Origin of the sequence: Sphingomonas sp. Leaf5, assembly GCF_001421155.1 — a bacterium.
GTDB lineage: Bacteria > Pseudomonadota > Alphaproteobacteria > Sphingomonadales > Sphingomonadaceae > Sphingomonas.
Genome location: NZ_LMJZ01000019.1, coordinates 56,283 through 73,477, shown reverse-complemented (window position 1 = coordinate 73,477; position 17,195 = coordinate 56,283). Strand labels below are relative to the sequence as shown.

At 66.1% G+C, this 17,195-nt stretch carries 12 protein-coding genes; 4 read left to right on the top strand and 8 right to left on the bottom strand.

All coding sequences use genetic code 11. The features are described 5' to 3' along the window. Window positions 1–192 precede the first annotated feature (192 nt). Together ASE50_RS11630 and rhaT are read left to right on the top strand one after the other, a co-directional pair. Window positions 193–1,092: an amidohydrolase family protein gene (locus ASE50_RS11630; RefSeq protein WP_056400397.1), complete on the top strand. Its 900-nt coding sequence runs from the start codon at window positions 193–195 to the stop codon at window positions 1,090–1,092. Next, window positions 1,089–2,147: an L-rhamnose/proton symporter RhaT gene (gene rhaT, locus ASE50_RS11625; RefSeq protein WP_056400394.1), complete on the top strand. Its 1,059-nt coding sequence runs from the start codon at window positions 1,089–1,091 to the stop codon at window positions 2,145–2,147. The genes ASE50_RS11630 and rhaT overlap by 4 nt, the downstream gene beginning before the upstream one ends. A gap of 76 nt (window positions 2,148–2,223) precedes the next feature. On the opposite strand, the gene ASE50_RS11620 is transcribed toward rhaT, so the two are convergent. Beyond that, window positions 2,224–3,180 (bottom strand): glycoside hydrolase family 43, encoded by a 957-nt coding sequence (locus tag ASE50_RS11620; RefSeq protein WP_235512312.1) that lies wholly within the window; start codon window positions 3,178–3,180, stop codon window positions 2,224–2,226. After that, complete coding sequence (locus ASE50_RS11615; protein ID WP_056400391.1) at window positions 3,177–4,682, bottom strand: MFS transporter; 1,506 nt, start codon at window positions 4,680–4,682, stop codon at window positions 3,177–3,179. Before ASE50_RS11615 ends, ASE50_RS11620 begins: the two co-directional genes overlap by 4 nt. 112 nt (window positions 4,683–4,794) lie before the next feature. Between ASE50_RS11615 and ASE50_RS11610 the strand changes: the two genes are divergently transcribed. Further along, a complete protein-coding gene (locus ASE50_RS11610) occupies window positions 4,795–6,117 on the top strand; it encodes an oligogalacturonate lyase family protein (RefSeq protein WP_056400389.1) in 1,323 nt (440 codons plus the stop codon). Window positions 6,118–6,228: 111 nt separating this feature from the next. On the opposite strand, the gene paoC is transcribed toward ASE50_RS11610, so the two are convergent. The 6 genes from paoC to ASE50_RS11580 all read right to left on the bottom strand — a co-directional run bounded on the left by paoC (window position 6,229) and on the right by ASE50_RS11580 (window position 14,072). Continuing rightward, complete coding sequence (gene paoC, locus ASE50_RS11605) at window positions 6,229–8,424, bottom strand: aldehyde oxidoreductase molybdenum-binding subunit PaoC (RefSeq protein WP_056400385.1); 2,196 nt, start codon at window positions 8,422–8,424, stop codon at window positions 6,229–6,231. 3 nt (window positions 8,425–8,427) lie between these two features. Continuing rightward, on the bottom strand, window positions 8,428–9,378 hold the full coding sequence (locus ASE50_RS11600; RefSeq protein WP_056400382.1) for an FAD binding domain-containing protein: 951 nt from the start codon (window positions 9,376–9,378) through the stop codon (window positions 8,428–8,430). Further along, window positions 9,375–10,013: an aldehyde dehydrogenase iron-sulfur subunit PaoA gene (paoA, locus tag ASE50_RS11595; protein ID WP_056400379.1), complete on the bottom strand. Its 639-nt coding sequence runs from the start codon at window positions 10,011–10,013 to the stop codon at window positions 9,375–9,377. Before paoA ends, ASE50_RS11600 begins: the two co-directional genes overlap by 4 nt. 113 nt (window positions 10,014–10,126) lie before the next feature. Further along, window positions 10,127–10,579: a tRNA (cytidine(34)-2'-O)-methyltransferase gene (locus ASE50_RS11590; RefSeq protein ID WP_056400376.1), complete on the bottom strand. Its 453-nt coding sequence runs from the start codon at window positions 10,577–10,579 to the stop codon at window positions 10,127–10,129. Between the two features lie 122 nt (window positions 10,580–10,701). Further along, a complete protein-coding gene (locus ASE50_RS11585; RefSeq protein WP_056501126.1) occupies window positions 10,702–12,786 on the bottom strand; it encodes a putative bifunctional diguanylate cyclase/phosphodiesterase in 2,085 nt (694 codons plus the stop codon). Between the two features lie 119 nt (window positions 12,787–12,905). Further along, window positions 12,906–14,072, bottom strand: coding sequence for a cellulase family glycosylhydrolase (locus ASE50_RS11580; RefSeq protein ID WP_056400369.1), 1,167 nt, complete (start codon window positions 14,070–14,072; stop codon window positions 12,906–12,908). A gap of 184 nt (window positions 14,073–14,256) precedes the next feature. On the opposite strand from ASE50_RS11580, the gene ASE50_RS11575 reads away from it, so the two are divergent. Further along, window positions 14,257–17,094 (top strand): TonB-dependent receptor, encoded by a 2,838-nt coding sequence (locus ASE50_RS11575; protein ID WP_056400367.1) that lies wholly within the window; start codon window positions 14,257–14,259, stop codon window positions 17,092–17,094. The last annotated feature ends 101 nt before the right edge of the window (window positions 17,095–17,195 follow it).

Genomic DNA, 17,195 nt, shown 5'->3' with positions numbered 1-17,195 from the left:
AAACCTATCCCCACCCACTCCGTTCGGTTCGAGCAGCTTCGAGCGAAGTCGAGAAGCGTCCGTCGAGAACGGGTCGTTTTGGAGCACCGCCTTCTCGACTTCGGTTCTCGACGGGCTTGAACCTCCGCTCGAAGCAAACGGAGTGGAGGGGGGCAGGCGGGCAGGGGGCGACAGTAAACCGGGAGCAGGACCATGAACAAACTCCCCTTCATCGACGCCCATGTCCATCTGTGGGACCTCGACCACATCCGTTACCCATGGCTGACCCCGCCCTTCGCGGAGGACGGCCCCAACGGCTCGGTCGAGGCGATCGCGAAGACCTATCGCCTGAACGAATACCGCGCCGACGCCGGCGACTGGGACGTCTGCGGCATCGTCCATGTCGATGCCGGCGCGGACCCCGCCGCCGCGCTCGACGAAACGCGCTGGCTACAGTCGATGGCCGACCGCGAAGGGTCGCCGAACGCGATCGTCGCGTTCGCCGACCTGTCCGATCCGAACGTCGACGCCCTGCTTGCCGGCCATGCCGCGCATCCCAACGTTCGCGGCATCCGCCATATCGTCAACTGGCACCCCGATCCCCGCCGCACCTACACCCCCCGCGACGTGACGCAGGACGCGGCATGGGGCAGGGGCTATGCCCGTCTCGCGGCGCACGGGCTCAGCTTCGACCTGCAAGCCTATCCCGGCCAGTTCCCGGGTCTCGCACGGCTGATCGAATGCCATCCCGAGACACCGGTGATGCTCAACCATATGGGCATGTGCGTTCCGGGCGAGGAAGCCGAATGGCGCGACGGCCTGGCCGCGCTCGCCGCGTTGCCGCATGTCGCGATCAAGCTGTCGGGCATCGGCTTCACCCATCGCCCGTGGACGCTCGAACAGGCGCGCACGCTGGTCCTGACCGCGATCGACTTGTTCGGCACCGACCGGGCGATGGTCGCCAGCGACTTTCCGACCGACAAATTGTTCGGCAGCTTCGCCGCGACGCTCGGGGCCTATGACACCATCACCGCCGACTTCACCGACGCCGAGCGTCGCGCGATGTTCGCCGGCAACGCCAACCGGCTCTATCGCCTGGGGCTGACCATATGACCCCCAATCCGCTGACCGGCGTCGTCTATCACTGGCTCGGCGGGCTCGCGTCGGCCAGCTTCTACGTTCCCTATCGCGGGGTACGACGCTGGTCGTGGGAGATTTACTGGCTGACCGGCGGAATCTTTTCGTGGGTGCTCGCACCATGGTTCTTCGCGAGTATCCAGACCCACGACCTGCTCGGCGTCTTGGCCGCGACGCCGGTGTCGACGCTGTTGTGGCCGATCTTCTTCGGCGTGCTCTGGGGGTTCGGCGGGCTCGGCTATGGGCTGGTCATGCGCTATCTCGGCCTGTCGCTCGGCATGGCGGTCGTGCTGGGGCTTTGCACCGTCTTCGGAACGCTGATCCCGCCGCTGTTCGCGGGCGAGTTCGCGGCCAAGCTGCTCGACAGCGTGTCGGGCAACATCATCCTGCTCGGCCTTGCCCTGACGCTCGCCGGGATCGTCGTCGTCGCGCTGGCCGGCGCGAAGAAGGATCGGGCGCTGTCGCCCGAACAGAAGGCGGCGGCCGTCGCCGAGTTTGATTTCCGCAAGGGGATCGTCGTCGCGATCTTTGCCGGGATCATGTCGGCCTGTTTCGCCTTCGGTCTGGCCGCCGGTGAACCGATCAAGGCGCTGTCGGCCGCCGCCGGGACCGGACCGCTCTGGACCGGCCTGCCTGTGCTGTGCCTCGTCATGTTCGGCGGGCTGCTGACCAATGCGATCTGGTGCACGATCCTGATCGTCCGCAACCGCAGCGGCGGCGAATGGGTCGGTCGCGGCAAGGCGGCGGGCGCGCCGATGGGCCGCAACTTCGCGCTGTGCGCGCTGGCTGGTACCGCCTGGTATTTCCAGTTCTTCTTCTACACCATGGGCGAAAGCCAGATGGGCCGGTTCGGCTTTTCAAGCTGGACGCTGCACATGGCGTCGATCATCATCTTCGGCACGCTATGGGGTTTCGCTCTCTGCGAATGGAAGGATGCAGCGCCGCGTACCCGGGCGATGGTCTGGGGCGGGGTCGCCCTGCTGGTGCTGGCGACGATCGTGATCGGTTATGGGAACATGATCGGGGGGTAGCGGTCGGAGGCGGGGCGGCACCCGCAACGGCTTGTTCCGTTGGCCGGTTTCGAAGGAATGCGGCCGGTAGCCGATCCTATCGCAGCGGCCGGACCACCGGCGCTTCCCGATCGACCGACAGCATACCGTCGCGCTCGCGCAATTCGGCGATCTGCAACACGCTGCGCCGGTGCCAGCGCGGATCGCCCTTGGCCTGCTCCTCACCCGACTGATGCACGAAATAGACGATCCACGCCCGATCGCCGACGACGACGATATCGGGATGCTGCCCCTTGGCCCGATCGGTCGGCCGCCGCCCGGCATCGGCCAGCAGATAGCCCGGCTGCCGGGTCCAGTGCGTCGCGTCGGTCGATCGCTGGACCAGCAGCCCCTTCCACGCATCGCTGACCAGCCACCATGTGCCGTGCCACCGAAATGCCTTCGGTCCCTCGCCCGGCGTATCGGTCACCGTCCCCTTGACGCTCCAGTGCGTCAGGTCGCGGCTATCGGCATATCTGATCGCCTTGCCCGCGCGTTCGTCGTTGAACCATAGCCGATACCGGTTCGGCCCCAGCACCGCGACGCTGGCATCGATCACGCGGTCGGACCCGAGATCGACCCGCTCGCCACAGTCCCACTGCTTCAGGTCGCGGCTGGTCAGATGGACGAGGAAGCGCGGCGCGTTCCAGTCCCTGAACACGCCCGGCACCACCGTCACCCACATATGCCAGCGCCCGCCGATCCGCTGCACCTCCGGTGCCCACAGCGTCGCTCCGGTACAGGCTTGCGGGATCGCCGCCGTGCCACCGTAGCGCCAGCGAACGCCGTCGGTCGACCGGGCGATGCCGATCGCGGTGCCATGCACCCACGACACGTCCTTTTCGTCGGTCAGCGGCAGATCGGCGCGACGATTGGTGTAGAACATCACCCATTCGCGGGTCGCCGGATCGCGTACCGTCGACGCATCGGCCGCGCCATCATGCACCGGATCGCGCCACAACGGCACCGGCGCACTGGCCGCTGCCGCCTGCGCCAGTAGCGCCGCCCAAATCATGCGACCTTCGCCGCGACCGGATTATTGCCCCACAGCCGATCGTGCGGCCATCCCGACAGATCCTCGACCACCGCCTTGTGCAGCGGATCGGGCGGCGTGGGATCGCCGGAACGCAGCCGTTCGATCTCCTCCATCAGGATCGCATGGGTCCGCGGATCGAGCCGGAAGCGCAGCGACACGACGATCCCCGCCACCAGCACCCCGAGCGTCCCGACCCCCAGCAGCAGCGCGATGGTGTTTATCGCCTCCGGCGTCTGCGTCTGTGCGCCCGACACGAAGCCGCCCGCCTGGATGACGAGGCCGACCCCCGCCACCGCCGCTGCCTGCGTCGCCTTGCGAACGAAGGTCATGACGCCGGCGAAACTGCCCTCCCGCCGCTGGCCGGTCACGATCTCGTCGACATCGGCCATGTAGTTGTACGTGGCCCACGGAATATAGTTGAGCGCCCCGCGCCCCAGACCGGCAAGGCCGATCGCCAGATAGATGAGCGGGCTGGTCGCGGTCGTCCCGCCTGCCCACAGCGACAGCAGCACGATCACGCCAAGGCCGAAGGTGACCGCCGCCAGCCGATAGGCAAAGGCCGGGGAGGCCCGGAGCGCGAGATTGATCGCGATCACCACCGCCACGAACTGCACGATGTACATCGTCCCCAGCAGCCCCGACGCCATCGCCGTCGTACCCGCAAGGGCGAAGATCACGAAGAAGGTGAAGGCGGCGTTGAAGATGTCCTGACTGATATACCCGCCCAGATACATGCCCAGATGCAGCCGGAATGCGCGGATGCGCATCGTCGAGAACAGGTTGCGATACAGCGCCCTGAACGCAGATCCGACCCCTGCATTCGCGCGAGGGCCGGCCTGTGCGGGCAGGGGCCGTTCCCAGCTGAACCGATACAGGAAGCCCGCGGTCGCCATGAACAGCGCCGCGAAGATCACCCCCATGTAGAAAAACGTCTGCGCACTGTCGCGGCCCAGATAGTTGATGAGCCACAATGGCAGGAACCCCGCAAGGATCGCGGCGGTCTGCCCGAACAGGATGCGAAAACCCGCGAACTTCGCCTTGGTCCGATAGTCCGTCGACATTTCAGCGGCGAGCGTTTCGTATGGGATGATGACCATCGCATAGACCAGCTCGAACCCGACATAGCTGACCAGATAATACCAGAAGCTCATGCCCGGCAGCCACATCAGCGCGAAGCTCGGCAGCAGCGGGATGGCCGCAAGGATGAAGAAGCGCCGCCGTCCGAACCGCCGCCCCAGCGCCGTCGTGCCGAAATGGTCGGAGAGATAGCCGATCACCGGCGACGCGATCGCATCGAGGATACGGGCGACGGCAAAGATCAACGCGGCCTGTCCGGCAGTCAGCCCGCAAAACTGGGTATAGAAGATCAGCACCCAGCCGGAAATCACCGCCATCGAACCCGCGCCCAGCACGTCGTTCGACCCATAGGCCAGGTAGTTTATCAGCCGTACCGGACGCTTGGCTGGTGGGGCGGATATCACGCGCGCTCTCTCCCTGGCATGGTCCGGGCTTGCGTCGTCCGGTTCGTCATGCTCAATATGTGAAGAGTTATCATACTATGTGGAATAATCACAAGTGCGTTTGGAGAGTGCGATGCGGACCCCGATCATTCTCGGCCTTGTCGCCATGCTGCTGGGGGCGGTGCCTGCGCTGGCCGAACCGGCCGCGCAATGGGTCGACCGCCTGACCGGCCACCGCGTGATCCGCATCAGCCGCGTGCCCGACAGCACCACCCTGTATTTCCACCAGAACAGCTACACCCCGCAGGGTGACCGGATGGTGGTCAGCGTCCCCGACGGCATCGCGACGGTCGACCTGAAGACGTGGGACCTGAAGCCGCTGGTCCGCGAGAAGGGCGTGACGCTGCTGTTCACCGGCCGGCGGACGCGAACCGCCTATTATGCGCGCCAGCTTCGCAACGACGCCAGCGGCCCCTCCACCGTCTTCGCGGTCGACATCGACAGCGGCCGGACCCGCAAGGTCGCCGACATTCCCGGCGGCTCGATCGGTTCGATCAACACCGATGAAACGCTGCTATTGGGTCAGGTCGCGCTCGGCGAAGGCGCGCTTCGTCCCGACGGCACGCGTCAGGACCAGCGCCATACCCCCGGCCGCGTCGTCGGACCGGGCGAGGCGGACTATCGCGCCACCCGAGCGGACGGCACGCCCTACACCTTTGCCGAGGCCAAGGAGCGGCGGCTGAACGAACGGCTGGAAGCGGGCATCCCGATAGAAATCTTCACCATCGACCTGCGCACCGGGCAGCGTCGCGTCGTCACCGCCTCGACCGACTGGCTGAACCATATCCAGTTCTCCCCCACCGATCCGCAGCGAATCCTGTATTGCCACGAAGGACCGTGGCACAAGGTCGACCGCATCTGGACGATCCGGGCCGACGGCACGGGCAAGCAGTTGATCCACACCCGCACGATGAACATGGAGATCGCCGGCCACGAATTCTTTTCGGCCGATGGCAGGACGATCTGGTACGACCTGCAAACCCCGCGCGGCGAGGTGTTCTGGCTCGCCGGCTACGACCTGTCGACGGCCAAGCGGCATTGGTACAAGGTCGACCGCAACCAGTGGTCGGTCCATTACAATCAGATGCCCGGCGGCCGGCGCTTCTCCGGCGACGGCGGCGACAGAGAGATGGTCGCTCATGCCCCCGACGGCAAATATCTCTACCTCTTCACGCCCAAGGCGATTCCCGACGTAGCCGACATCCACGCCGCCAATGCCGACGCCCTGATCGTGCCGGGGACGCTCGACGTCGAGAAACTGGTCGACATGCGCCGCCACGATTACCGGCTGGAGCCGAACATGACCTTCACCCCCGACGCGAAATGGGTGGTGTTCCGCGGCAATTTCGAAGGGGCCACGCACATCTATGCGGTGGAGGTGGCGAAGGCTTTCTGATCCCCTGCTACGTCACCCCGGACTTGATCCGGGGTCCCGTTTTCTTGCCACCGTCGAGAAGAAGCGGGACGCCGGATCAAGTCCGGGGTGACGACGAACGGACGTCATCCGTCAAACCACCGCCGGCAACCGGTCGAGATGCTTTTCCAGCGTCAGCGGATAGTCGCGAACCCGCACGCCCGTCGCGTTATAGACCGCATTCGCCACCGCGCCGGCGACGCCGCACATGCCCAGTTCGCCGACGCCCTTGGCCTTCATCGGGTTCGCCTTGTCATCGGCTTCGTCGAGGAACACGACCTCCTGATGCGGGATGTCGGCATGGACCGGCACCTCATAGCTGGCGAGGTCGTGGTTGACGAACATGCCGAACCGCTTGTCGACCGCCAGTTCCTCCATCAGCGCCGATCCCGCGCCCATCGTCATCGCGCCGATCACCTGACTGCGCGCCGATTTCGGGTTGATGATCCGACCCGCCGCGCACACCGCCAGCATCCGGCGGATGCGGGTGGTGCCGGTATAGGCATCCACCCCGACCTCGACGAAATGCGCGCCGAACGTCGCCATCTGATAGGTCTTGTCGAGCTTGTCGAATTCGATCTTGTCCTCGGCGATCAGGTCGCCGCCGGCCGCCGCGGCGCGCAGATCGGCGGAGCGCCCGCCGCCGCTGACCTTGCCATCGGTAAAGTCGGCAGTGGCCGGATCGATGCCGAGCCGCTGCGCCACCTGTTCGCGCAGTCGCACGCACGCCGCATAGACCCCGGCGGTCGCATTCGCCGCACCCCATTGCCCGCCCGATCCGGCGGATACCGGGAATGCCGAACTGCCCAGCCGCACCACAACCGCCTCGGCCGGCACGCCCATCATTTCGCCCGCGGTCTGGGCGATGATCGTGTAGCTGCCGGTGCCGATATCGGTCATGTCGGTTTCGACCGTGACCACGCCGTCGCGACCCAGCCGAACCCGCGCGCCCGACGTCATGTTCATGTGATTGCGGAAGGCGGAGGCGACGCCCATCCCGACCAGCCATTTTCCGTCGCGCACCTGTCCTGGCGTCGCACTCCGCCGCGACCAGCCGAAGCGTTGCGCCCCTTCCTCCAGACACCGGACCAGTTGCCGCTGCGAAAAGCGCCGTTCGGGCTTTGCGGGATCGACCTGCGTATCGTTCTTCACTCGCAGCGCGATCGGATCGATCCGCAGCTTTTCGGCCAGTTCGTCCATCGCGATTTCGAGCGCCATCATTCCCGGCGCTTCGCCCGGCGCGCGCATCGCATTGCCTTCGGGCAGGTTCAGCACCGCCAGCCGCATCGAGGTGAGGCGGTTCGCCCCGGCATAGAGCAGCTTGGTCTGGTTGATCGCCGCTTCGGGACCGCCGTTCGGCTGATCGCCCGACCCGCTTTCATGTGCGATCGCGGTGATCGTTCCATCGGGGCGCGCACCGATGCGGATACGCTGGCGGGTCGCCGGGCGGTGGGTCGCGTTGTTGACCATCATCGGCCGCTGCATGGCCAGCTTCACCGGCCGCTTCGCCGCCTTCGCCCCCAGCGCCGCCAGCACGGCATCGGCGCGCAGGAACAGCTTCCCGCCGAACCCTCCGCCGACATAGGGCGACATCACCGTGACCTTGTCCTTGGGGATGCCCAGCGTCTTCGCCAGATCGCCACGACCCCAGTCGATCATCTGGTTCGACGTCCACACCGTCAGTTCGTCGCCCTGCCACGCCGCGATCGACGCGAACGGCTCCATCATCGCATGGCTGTGGTCGGGGGTCGTATATTCGGCATCGATCTTGACCGGTGCAGCGGCAAAGGCGCTGTCGAACGAACCCACCCGCGCGACGCCGCCATCACCCTCGGCGAGCGGCGCGCCTTTCAGCGCCTCGTCCAGATCATATTGCCCCGGTGCCCGCGCATAGTCGACGCGCACCAGCGCGGCGGCGGCACGCGCCTGTTCGAACGTCTCGGCAACGACCAGTGCCACCGCCTGATGATAATGGTCGACCTGCGGCCCGGCGAGCAGCTTGACGGTATTCATCTGCCCCTTGCCGAGCTTGCCGGCATTCTGGGCGGTGACGATCGTCAGCACGCCGGGCGCGGCGTTCGCGGCGTCGAGGTTGATCGACCGGATCGTCCCCTTCGCCACCGCCGCCCCGACGATATAGCCATAGGCCTGGTTGGCGATGCCCTGATGCTCATAGGCATAGGGCGCACGGCCGGTCGTTTTCAGCGGACCGTCGATGCGGTCGTGCGCGCGGCCGACCACCTTCATCCGGTCGATGGGATTGGTCGTCGCGGGAGTGTCGAACTGCATGGATTATGCCTTGGCTTGCGCGATGACCGATGCCAGCGCGCGGGTGGCGAGCGGCAGCTTGAACGCATTGTCCCTGGTGGGGGTGGCCCCCTGAAACGCACGGGCGGTGACGGCGGCGGCCCCCTGCGGCAGCAGCGCGTCGGCTGCCTCGACCCGCCATGGCCGCGGCGCGACCCCGCCAAAGGCGACGCGGCCGGACCCGTCGCGCTGGATCACCGCCGCAACCGATACCAGTGCATAGGCATAGGAGGCCCGGTCGCGCACCTTTTCATAAAAATGCTGGCCGCCGATCGGGCGGGGCAGGGTGACGGCGGTGATCAGTTCGCCGGGCTTCAGTACCGTATCCATGTCGGGCCGATCGCCCCACAAGCGGTGGAAGTCGGCGATCGGAATGGTACGCCGCGTCCCGGCGCCATCGACCGTTTCGATGCTGGCGTCGAGCACACGCATCGCCACCGCCATGTCGCCCGGAAAGGTCGCGATGCAGGCGTTACTCACGCCGATCACGCCCAACTGTCGCGAATAGCCGCCGATCGCGGCACAGCCCGACCCCGGCTTGCGCTTGTTGCAGGCCATGTTGGTGTCGTAGAAATACGGGCAGCGGGTCCGTTGCAGCAGGTTGCCGGCGGTCGACGCCTTGTTGCGCAACTGTCCCGAGGCGCCCGCGACGATCGCCCGCGTCAGCACGCCATAGTCGCGCCTTACCCGTTCATCGGCAGCAAGATCGGTATTGGTCACCAGCGCGCCGATCCGCAGACCGCCATCCCGGGTCTTCTCGATCTTGTCGAACCCCAGATCCTTCACATCGACCAGATGCGTCGGCGTCTCGATCTCGAGCTTCATCAGGTCGAGCAGGTTGGTGCCGCCGGCGATGAACTTCGCGTCGGGCCGGCTGGCGACGATCCGTGCCGCCGCCACCGCATCGCGCGCGCGTTCGTAGGTAAAGGCTCTCATGCCTTGGCTCCCGCCACATCGGCCATGGCATCGGCGATGTTCGAATATGCGCCGCAGCGACAGATATTGCCGCTCATCCGCTCGCGCATTTCGATGTTGGTCGCGCCCGGACGCTTGGTCAGGTCGGCCTGCACATGGCTCGGCACGCCGCGCCGGATTTCGTCGAGCACCGCCACCGCCGAACAAATCTGTCCCGGCGTGCAATAGCCGCATTGATAGCCGTCATGCTTCACGAACGCCGCCTGCATCGGATGCAGCTTGTCGGGCGTGCCGAGCCCTTCGATCGTCACGATCTCGTCGCCCTCGTGCATCACCGCCAGCGTCAGGCAGGAATTGATGCGCTTGCCACCGACCAGAACGGTGCAGGCACCGCATTGGCCGTGATCGCAGCCCTTCTTGGTGCCGGTCAGGTGCAGATGTTCGCGCAGCGCATCGAGCAGGGTGGTACGCGTGTCGAGCGTCATCTGCTGAGGCTTGCCGTTCACCCGGAAACGGACCGGCATCGTCGGCGGCGACGCGGGCCGGGGTGCCGATTGCGCCGTCGCAACAGCCGGGGTCACGGCAACGGCCGCGCCCATCGCGCCACTTGCCAGCACGCCGCGGCGTGAAATTTCCATGTCGGGCCTGTCCGCCATTCGATCGATCATCCTTGTCAGGGAACATCCCCGAAAGCCCGACAACGCACGACGATGCCGATCGCCCCGTCGCGTCGCAACGACGGTACGCAATCGGGCGAAGCCGCCGTGGATTAGCCGGGCAGGCCGCCGGTCTGACGCAGCGCCTCGCCCAGCGCGAGCGCGGTGGCGGTGGCAAGGTTCATCGATCGCACTACTGCCCGGATCGGCAGGCGCAGGCGCTCGTCACACATCGCGGCGATGTCGGCGGGTACGCCGGCGCTTTCCTTGCCGAACAACAGCACGTCGTCGGGCCGGAATGCGAAATCATAGGATGATCGCTCGCTTTTGGTGGTGAACAGCACGAGGCGCGGCGGCGCCACGGTCGAACGGAACGCGGCGAAGTTGGCATGACGCGTGACCGAGACATGATCGATATAGTCCATCGCCGTCCGCCGGACCCGACGATCGTCCCATGCGAACCCCAGGGGCTCGATCAGGTCGACGGCGACGCCCAGACAGGCACCCAGCCGCATCACCGCACCGACATTGCCGGCGATTTCGGGTTCGTAGAGAGCGATCCGCATCGCCGCTGCTTGGCCGCTCGGCGGCGGCCGCGCAAGGCCGCGTCGTACGCTGCCTGTTCGGAGGGGCCGGAAGGGGAACGCTTTGGCGGCACCCGTACCGCCGGCTATGTCCGGGCGGCCGCTCAGACGGCCATTTCGACGGGCGCGATCAGATGGTCGACGACCCGCATCGGCCGGCCGATGAAATAGCCCTGCAACAGGTCGCAGCCCCATTCGCGCAACTGCGCCAGCTGTTCGGCGGTCTCGACCCCTTCGGCGACGATCGACATGCCCAGACTCTTGCCGAGACCGATCGTCGCCTTGACGATCACGGCGGAAGGGGCGTCGGACAGCATCGTCGCGACGAAGCTGCGATCGATCTTCAGCTTGTCGAAGGTGAATTCCTTGAGATTGCTGAGCGATGCATGGCCGGTACCGAAATCGTCCATCGCGACGATCGCGCCCGCCGCCTGCAACCGCCGCAATGTCGTGTGTACCGCATGGCGATGCTGGTCGAGAAGGGTGGCGCTTTCGGTCACCTCCAGTTCCAGCCGATGGGTCGCCACGCCATGCCGTGCGGCAAGTTCCAGCAGGTTGCCGGCCAGTTCGGCATCGCGGAATTGCAGCGGCGACAGGTTGAGCGCCAGATGCATGTGCTCGGGCCACTGCGCCGCCGCCGCCATCGCGGTATCGGCGACCCAATGGCCGATGCGGCCGATCTGACCCGTCGCTTCCGCGATCGGAATGAAGACGTCGGGCGGAATATTGCCCAGATCGATATGGGTCCAGCGCAGCAGCGCCTCGAACCCGGCGATCCGGCCGTCGGGCGTCGCGATCGGCTGATACGCGACGTGCAACTGGTGCGCATCGATCGCCCGTTCCAGATCGCGGCCCAGCCGGCTGCGCAGGCTGACCTCCTCCAGCAGGCTGGTGTCGAAGAACCGTGCGGTATTCCGTCCGTCCGACTTGGCACGATACAGCGCCATGTCGGCAAGGTTGTGGAGGTCGTCGCCGCTTTGATCGGGGGCGGCAATGGCGACGCCGATGCTCATCTGGATCGGGACATCGGCGCTCAGCGTGGCGTCGGTCGCCCGGGCGATCCGCCGCAGCAACGCCTCCGCCGCCGCGGGTTGCGCCGGTGCGACCTGGATGATCGCGAATTCGTCGCCCCCGATCCGCGCGACCAAGTCGCTGGCACGCACGCAGCCCGACAACAGCTTGCCCGCGCGACGCAGCGCATCGTCGCCACCGGCATGGCCGCACCGGTCGTTGATGCTCTTGAACTCGTCGAGGTCAATCGCGAACAGCGTGACCCTTTCGCCCGTCCGCCGCGCCCGCAGCAGCTCGTGCGACAGCCGGTTTTCGAACAGCAACCGGTTGGGCAGGCCGGTCAGCGCATCGTGATGGGCAAGGAAGTCGACGCGTCGTTGCGCGCTGCGCTGTGCCTCCATCGCCTTGTGATATTCGGAAACGCCACGCGCCAGATCGCCGACCTCGTCCTGCCGGTCGAGGCAGGGTACGCTTTGCCCGACCGGACGGTCGGCGCGGAATGCCCGCAGGATACCGGCGATCGACGTCAGCGGTTCGATGACGCGCAGATGCAGCCACAACGCCATGACCAGCAGGGCGAGGATGACCGCGCCCGCGCTCAACAGCGCGCGAAAGGTACCGCGATGGTTCAGCGCGACCGCATCGTCGGCCGCGTCGCCGATCGCGCGGCCCATCGCATCGCGGGTCTTCGTCCGTTCGGCTTCCAATGCCTTCAGCGCGTCGAGAAACCGCGGCATCGCCGGCCTGATCCCGTCGGGGTCCGACCGGGCGGTATCGACGAGTTCCCTGCCGATCGGCACGAACGCCAGCGTCGCCGCGCGGGTCCGCGCCAGAGCGATCCGCAACTCGGGCGGCAGCGACCGGTCTGGATCGTTCGTCGTGACGTTGTTCAGCGCGCGGAACGCCCGCAGATCGGCGGACAGTGCGCGCCATTGCGCGTCGGGCACGGTGCCGTGCCGCTCGGCCAGCCGGGTCGCGTCGCCGATCGACAGCCGCAGCGCCTGCTGCGCGGCATCCTGCCGGTCCTGCCCGCGCAGCAATTCGGTCAGATGCCCGATATGCCCCGCCGCATCGCCGACCTCCGCGCCGATGTGCAGCCAGCTCGCCAACAGCAACAGCGACGGCAACAGCACCGCTGTGCACGCGACGGTTACCTTGGTCGAAATCGAGAGATGCACCGGCGACTCCCCGTGGAAGAGCGCAGCGTAGGGCAAAAGCGTTACCAACACCTTAGGATTTCGAACCCCCGCCACCCCCGCCACCGATGGTCGGCAGCGGGTGGCGGGCAGCCGTGGACTCAGCGGCGACGACGCGCCGGCATGGGGGCCATGGCCGTCGCGCTATCCGGCACGACCCCCTTCGGCGACGTCGCGAGCCGGCGGATCAGGTCGGTCTCGGCAGTGCGATAGGGGGTGCCGTCGGCACGGAACACCTCGTGGAACCAGATGGTCGGCTCGGCCATCACATAGGGCTTCTGCCAGCTGTCCCACGGCAACCGCGTCTGCGTCTTTCCGTCGACGAAGCCCCAGTTCATCATCCCGACCTGATAGCGTTTGGCGATCGGCAGCGACCCGTCGAACGTCGACCCGTTCCCGCGCGCCATATATTCGGTGCAGATGATCGGGCGTTTGTACGGCAGCAATTGCCGGATGCGCCCCTCGAACGTCTCCGGCCAGCTATAGTCGTGAAAGGTGATGACGTCCGACTGGCCCAGTTGCAGCTTTTCCATCGCCGATCCCTTGCCACCCGGCGTCCAGTCCTGCCCGATCCACACGCCAGACGTGATCGGCTGCATCGGATCGGCGTCGCGCGCCCAGTCGAACACCTGCGCCAGCAGCGCGCGGACCAGCGGTTCCTTGCCCTCCTGCCCCTTATACTGGTCGGCACCATTGTCGGGCTCGTTCCACACGTCCCAGCCGAGCACGCGGTCGTCGCGCCCGAACGCGGCGATCACTCCCTGCACATAGGCCTTGTACGCCGGATAGCGGCTCCTGTCGCGCAGCCCCGCCATGCCCGGCCCCTGGACCCAGCCCGAATTATGGACGCCGGGGATCGGCGGATGCTGCGGACCCGGCTGCGGGTTCGGGTCCCAGCAACTGTCGAACAGCACGAACAGCGGCTTGATCCGGTGGCGCGTCGCGATCTGAAGAAACTCGTCGATCCGCCGCCTGAACCCTTCCGGGTCCTGCGTCCACAGCTGGTCGTGCAGGAACACGCGCATCGTGTTCATGCCGATGCCCTGCGCGAGGTTCAGCTCGTAATCGATCCGCTTCGGGTCCCACGTCTCGGCCTGCCACATCTCGAACTGGTTGATGGCGCTGGCCGGCGTATAGTTCGCACCGACCAGCCATGGCTGCTTCGCGTACCACGCATTGGCCTGCGCCTCGGTCCAGCGGTCGCGGGCCTGCGCGGGCGACAGCGTCAACATGGTCGCACCCAACAGCGCGGCGGCAAATCCCTTCATCCATTCTCTCCCGTTCTTGTCGCTTGTCCGGCCCGCCCGTTACCCGGCATTTCGACCGAAGTGCTTCATCTGTAACCGTTTCCAATTATCACATATATACGTATTGTGAACCTGCGCCACCGCTGTTAGGTCGAACCGGACTGACGGCGAAAGACCGTCCGGCCACGACCGCTGGGGAGGAATCATGATCAACAAGCCTGTATTGCGAGGCTCGGTATCGATGCTGGCGGCGCTCGCCGCGCTGCTGCCGACGGCCGCGCTCGCGCAGGTCGGCACGGCGCAGGAAACGCCCAAGCCGACCACGCCGTCCGATCAGTCGGTCAGCCCGACCGCACCCGCACCATCGGCACAGGAAAGCGCGACCGACGACGGCGACATCGTCGTCACCGGCCTGCGCCGCAGCCTGCAATCGGCGCAGCAGTTGAAGCGCAATTCCGACGGTATCGTCGATGCGATCGTCGCCGAGGATATCGGCAAGCTGCCCGACACCTTCGCCTCCGCCGCCCTTGCGCGCGTGACCGGCGTACAGGTGACGCGCGGCGCGGGCGAGGCGGCCGGGGTCCAGATCCGCGGCCTGCCCGATATCAGCACCACCTATAACGGTCGCGAGATCTTCACCGCCGAAGGCCGCTTCGTCGCGATTCAGGATTTCCCGGCCGGCACCGTCGCCGCGCTGGAAGTCTACAAATCCAGCACCGCGAACCTGATCGAGGGCGGCATCGGCGGACAGGTCAATGTCCGCGGCCGCCGACCGTTCGATTTCAAGGGCCTCGAAATCTCCGGCTCGCTCAACGGCGTCAACTGGGAGCAATCGGGCGGACTGACGTGGAACGGCAACCTCCTGGTCAGCGGTCGGTGGAACACCGGCATCGGCGAGATGGGGCTGCTGGTCAACGCGTCCTATGTCGGTCTGAACTATCTCGACGCGACGCGCGAACAGTCGCTGGTGATCGGCACGACCAGCGCCGCCAATGCCGGCGTCGGCGGCGTCCGCTATCCCGACGCGCAGGGACGCTTCACCAGCAACGGCAAACGGTTCCGCCCCTCAGCCAATGCCGCGTTCCAGTGGCGGCCGAGCGCCGAGCTCGAAATCTATGTCGACGGCCTGTATCAGGGGTATCGCGGCCATGACTCCAACCAGTGGATGTTCGTGCCGATCTTCGGCGGCGACGCCTTCCGCCTCAACAACCTGACGACGCGCGACGGCAATCCGACCATCGCGCAGAGCGCGACCGTGGTCGGTGCGAACACGCCGGACGGCTATTTCACCTCCGCCAACGGCCGTACCGACACCTATCAGGTCGGCGGCGGCGCGACCTGGACCCGCGACCGGCTGCGGCTGTCGGCCGATGTCGCCTATACCGACAGCGCCTACACCTTCAATCTGAACAATATCGACTATCTGTTCGCCAGTTCGCCGACCCGCAACGTCGTGTTCGAAACGCCCAGCGGCAATTATGGCGGGCCGAGTTTCAACTTCGTCGATTTCGACGTGACCGATCCCGCCAATTTCCTGACGCGCGGCTTCTTTCAGGAATTTCTGAAGGTCAGCGGCAAGGATATCCAGACCCGCTTCGATGCGCAGTACGACCTTGGCGAAGGGTTCTTCCGCGAATTCAAGGTCGGGTTCCGCTACAACGACCGCGACGCCAATCGCGATCGCGGCGCGCCCTATATCAGCACGTTGAACGGCAGCCCGCTGACCGATCAGCGTATTCCGATCTCGGCGTTGCCGATCGACATCGGCTCGACCCGGCCCGCGTTCAAATTCGACAATGCCTTTCCGGTCCGGACGTTCGCGTCGATCACCGAACCCAGCATCCGGTCGAACATCGCCGAACTGCGATCCTTCTTCGGCGCGCCGGAGGGAAATCCCGCGTTCAATCCGACCGAGAATTTCCGCGCCAATGAAAAGGCGTACGCGACCTATGCGCAGATCAAATACGGGTTCGATCTGGGTTCGACGATGACCGTCGACGGCCTGGTCGGCCTGCGCGCGGTCAAGACCAAGACGCGGATCGGCGGCTTCGCGCGCGACGAAACCGATCCCGCCAACCCGACCTTCAGCCCGGTGGTCGCCGAAAACGAATATACCGATTACCTGCCGAACGTCAGCGCACGCGTGCGCTTCAACGACGAACTGCAGATGCGGCTGGCCTATACCCAGACCCGGACCCGGCCGAACTTCTTCGATCTGAACCCGACCCTGACCGTCGGGCCGCCGCCGGTCATCGATCCCAATAATCCGCCGAACCCGAACGACCCTAACAGCAACCTGCGCAACATTTCGGGCGGCAATCCCGATCTGAACCCGCTGACCTCGGACAATTACGACGTCAGCCTCGAATGGTATTTCTCGCGAACCGGGTCGCTGACCGGCGCGCTGTTCCGCCGCGATGCGCAGGGGTTCATCTCGCGCGTGGCGATTGCCCCGGTCGATCTCGGCTATGGTCCGTCGCGCTTCGACCGACCCGAAAACACCGGCAAGACCCGGTTCAACGGTGCCGAACTCGCCTTCACCAGCTTCCTCGACATCGACAGCCTGCCCGAATGGATGCGCGGCTTCGGGGTTCAGGCGAACGCGACCTATATCGACGCGCGCGGCGATCTGGCGACCGGGCTCAGCGCGTCGCCCAACGTCGCGGGCACGCGGGTACCGTTCACCGGCGTGTCGGAATGGTCGGGCAACCTCGTCGGCCTCTACGAACGCTCGTTCTTCTCGGCCCGGCTTGCGTATAACTATCGGTCGGACTTCGTCAGCTATTACAGCGTCGAACCGCTCGACGTCGGTGCCGACGGATCGCCGCGCACCCGCGCCGTGATCGAAAAGGGGCGGGGCCAGCTCGACTTCTCGACGACGCTGACGCCGGTGCCGAACGTCACGCTGGCGTTCGATATCGTCAACCTGCTCGGCAACCCGATCAAGCGCACGCGACAGTTCAACGATGCGGGCGACGTCTATACGCGGCAGATCCAGTATTTGGAGCGGGTCTATTCGCTGGGCGTCCGCTTCCGCTTCTGATCCGGAGCGAAGCCTTGCGAACGCGCCGAACGCCTACCTCCGCCGTACCCCCGCGAAGGCGGGGGTCCAGGGCCGTCAGCGCAAGCGGTTGCTTTGCTTGG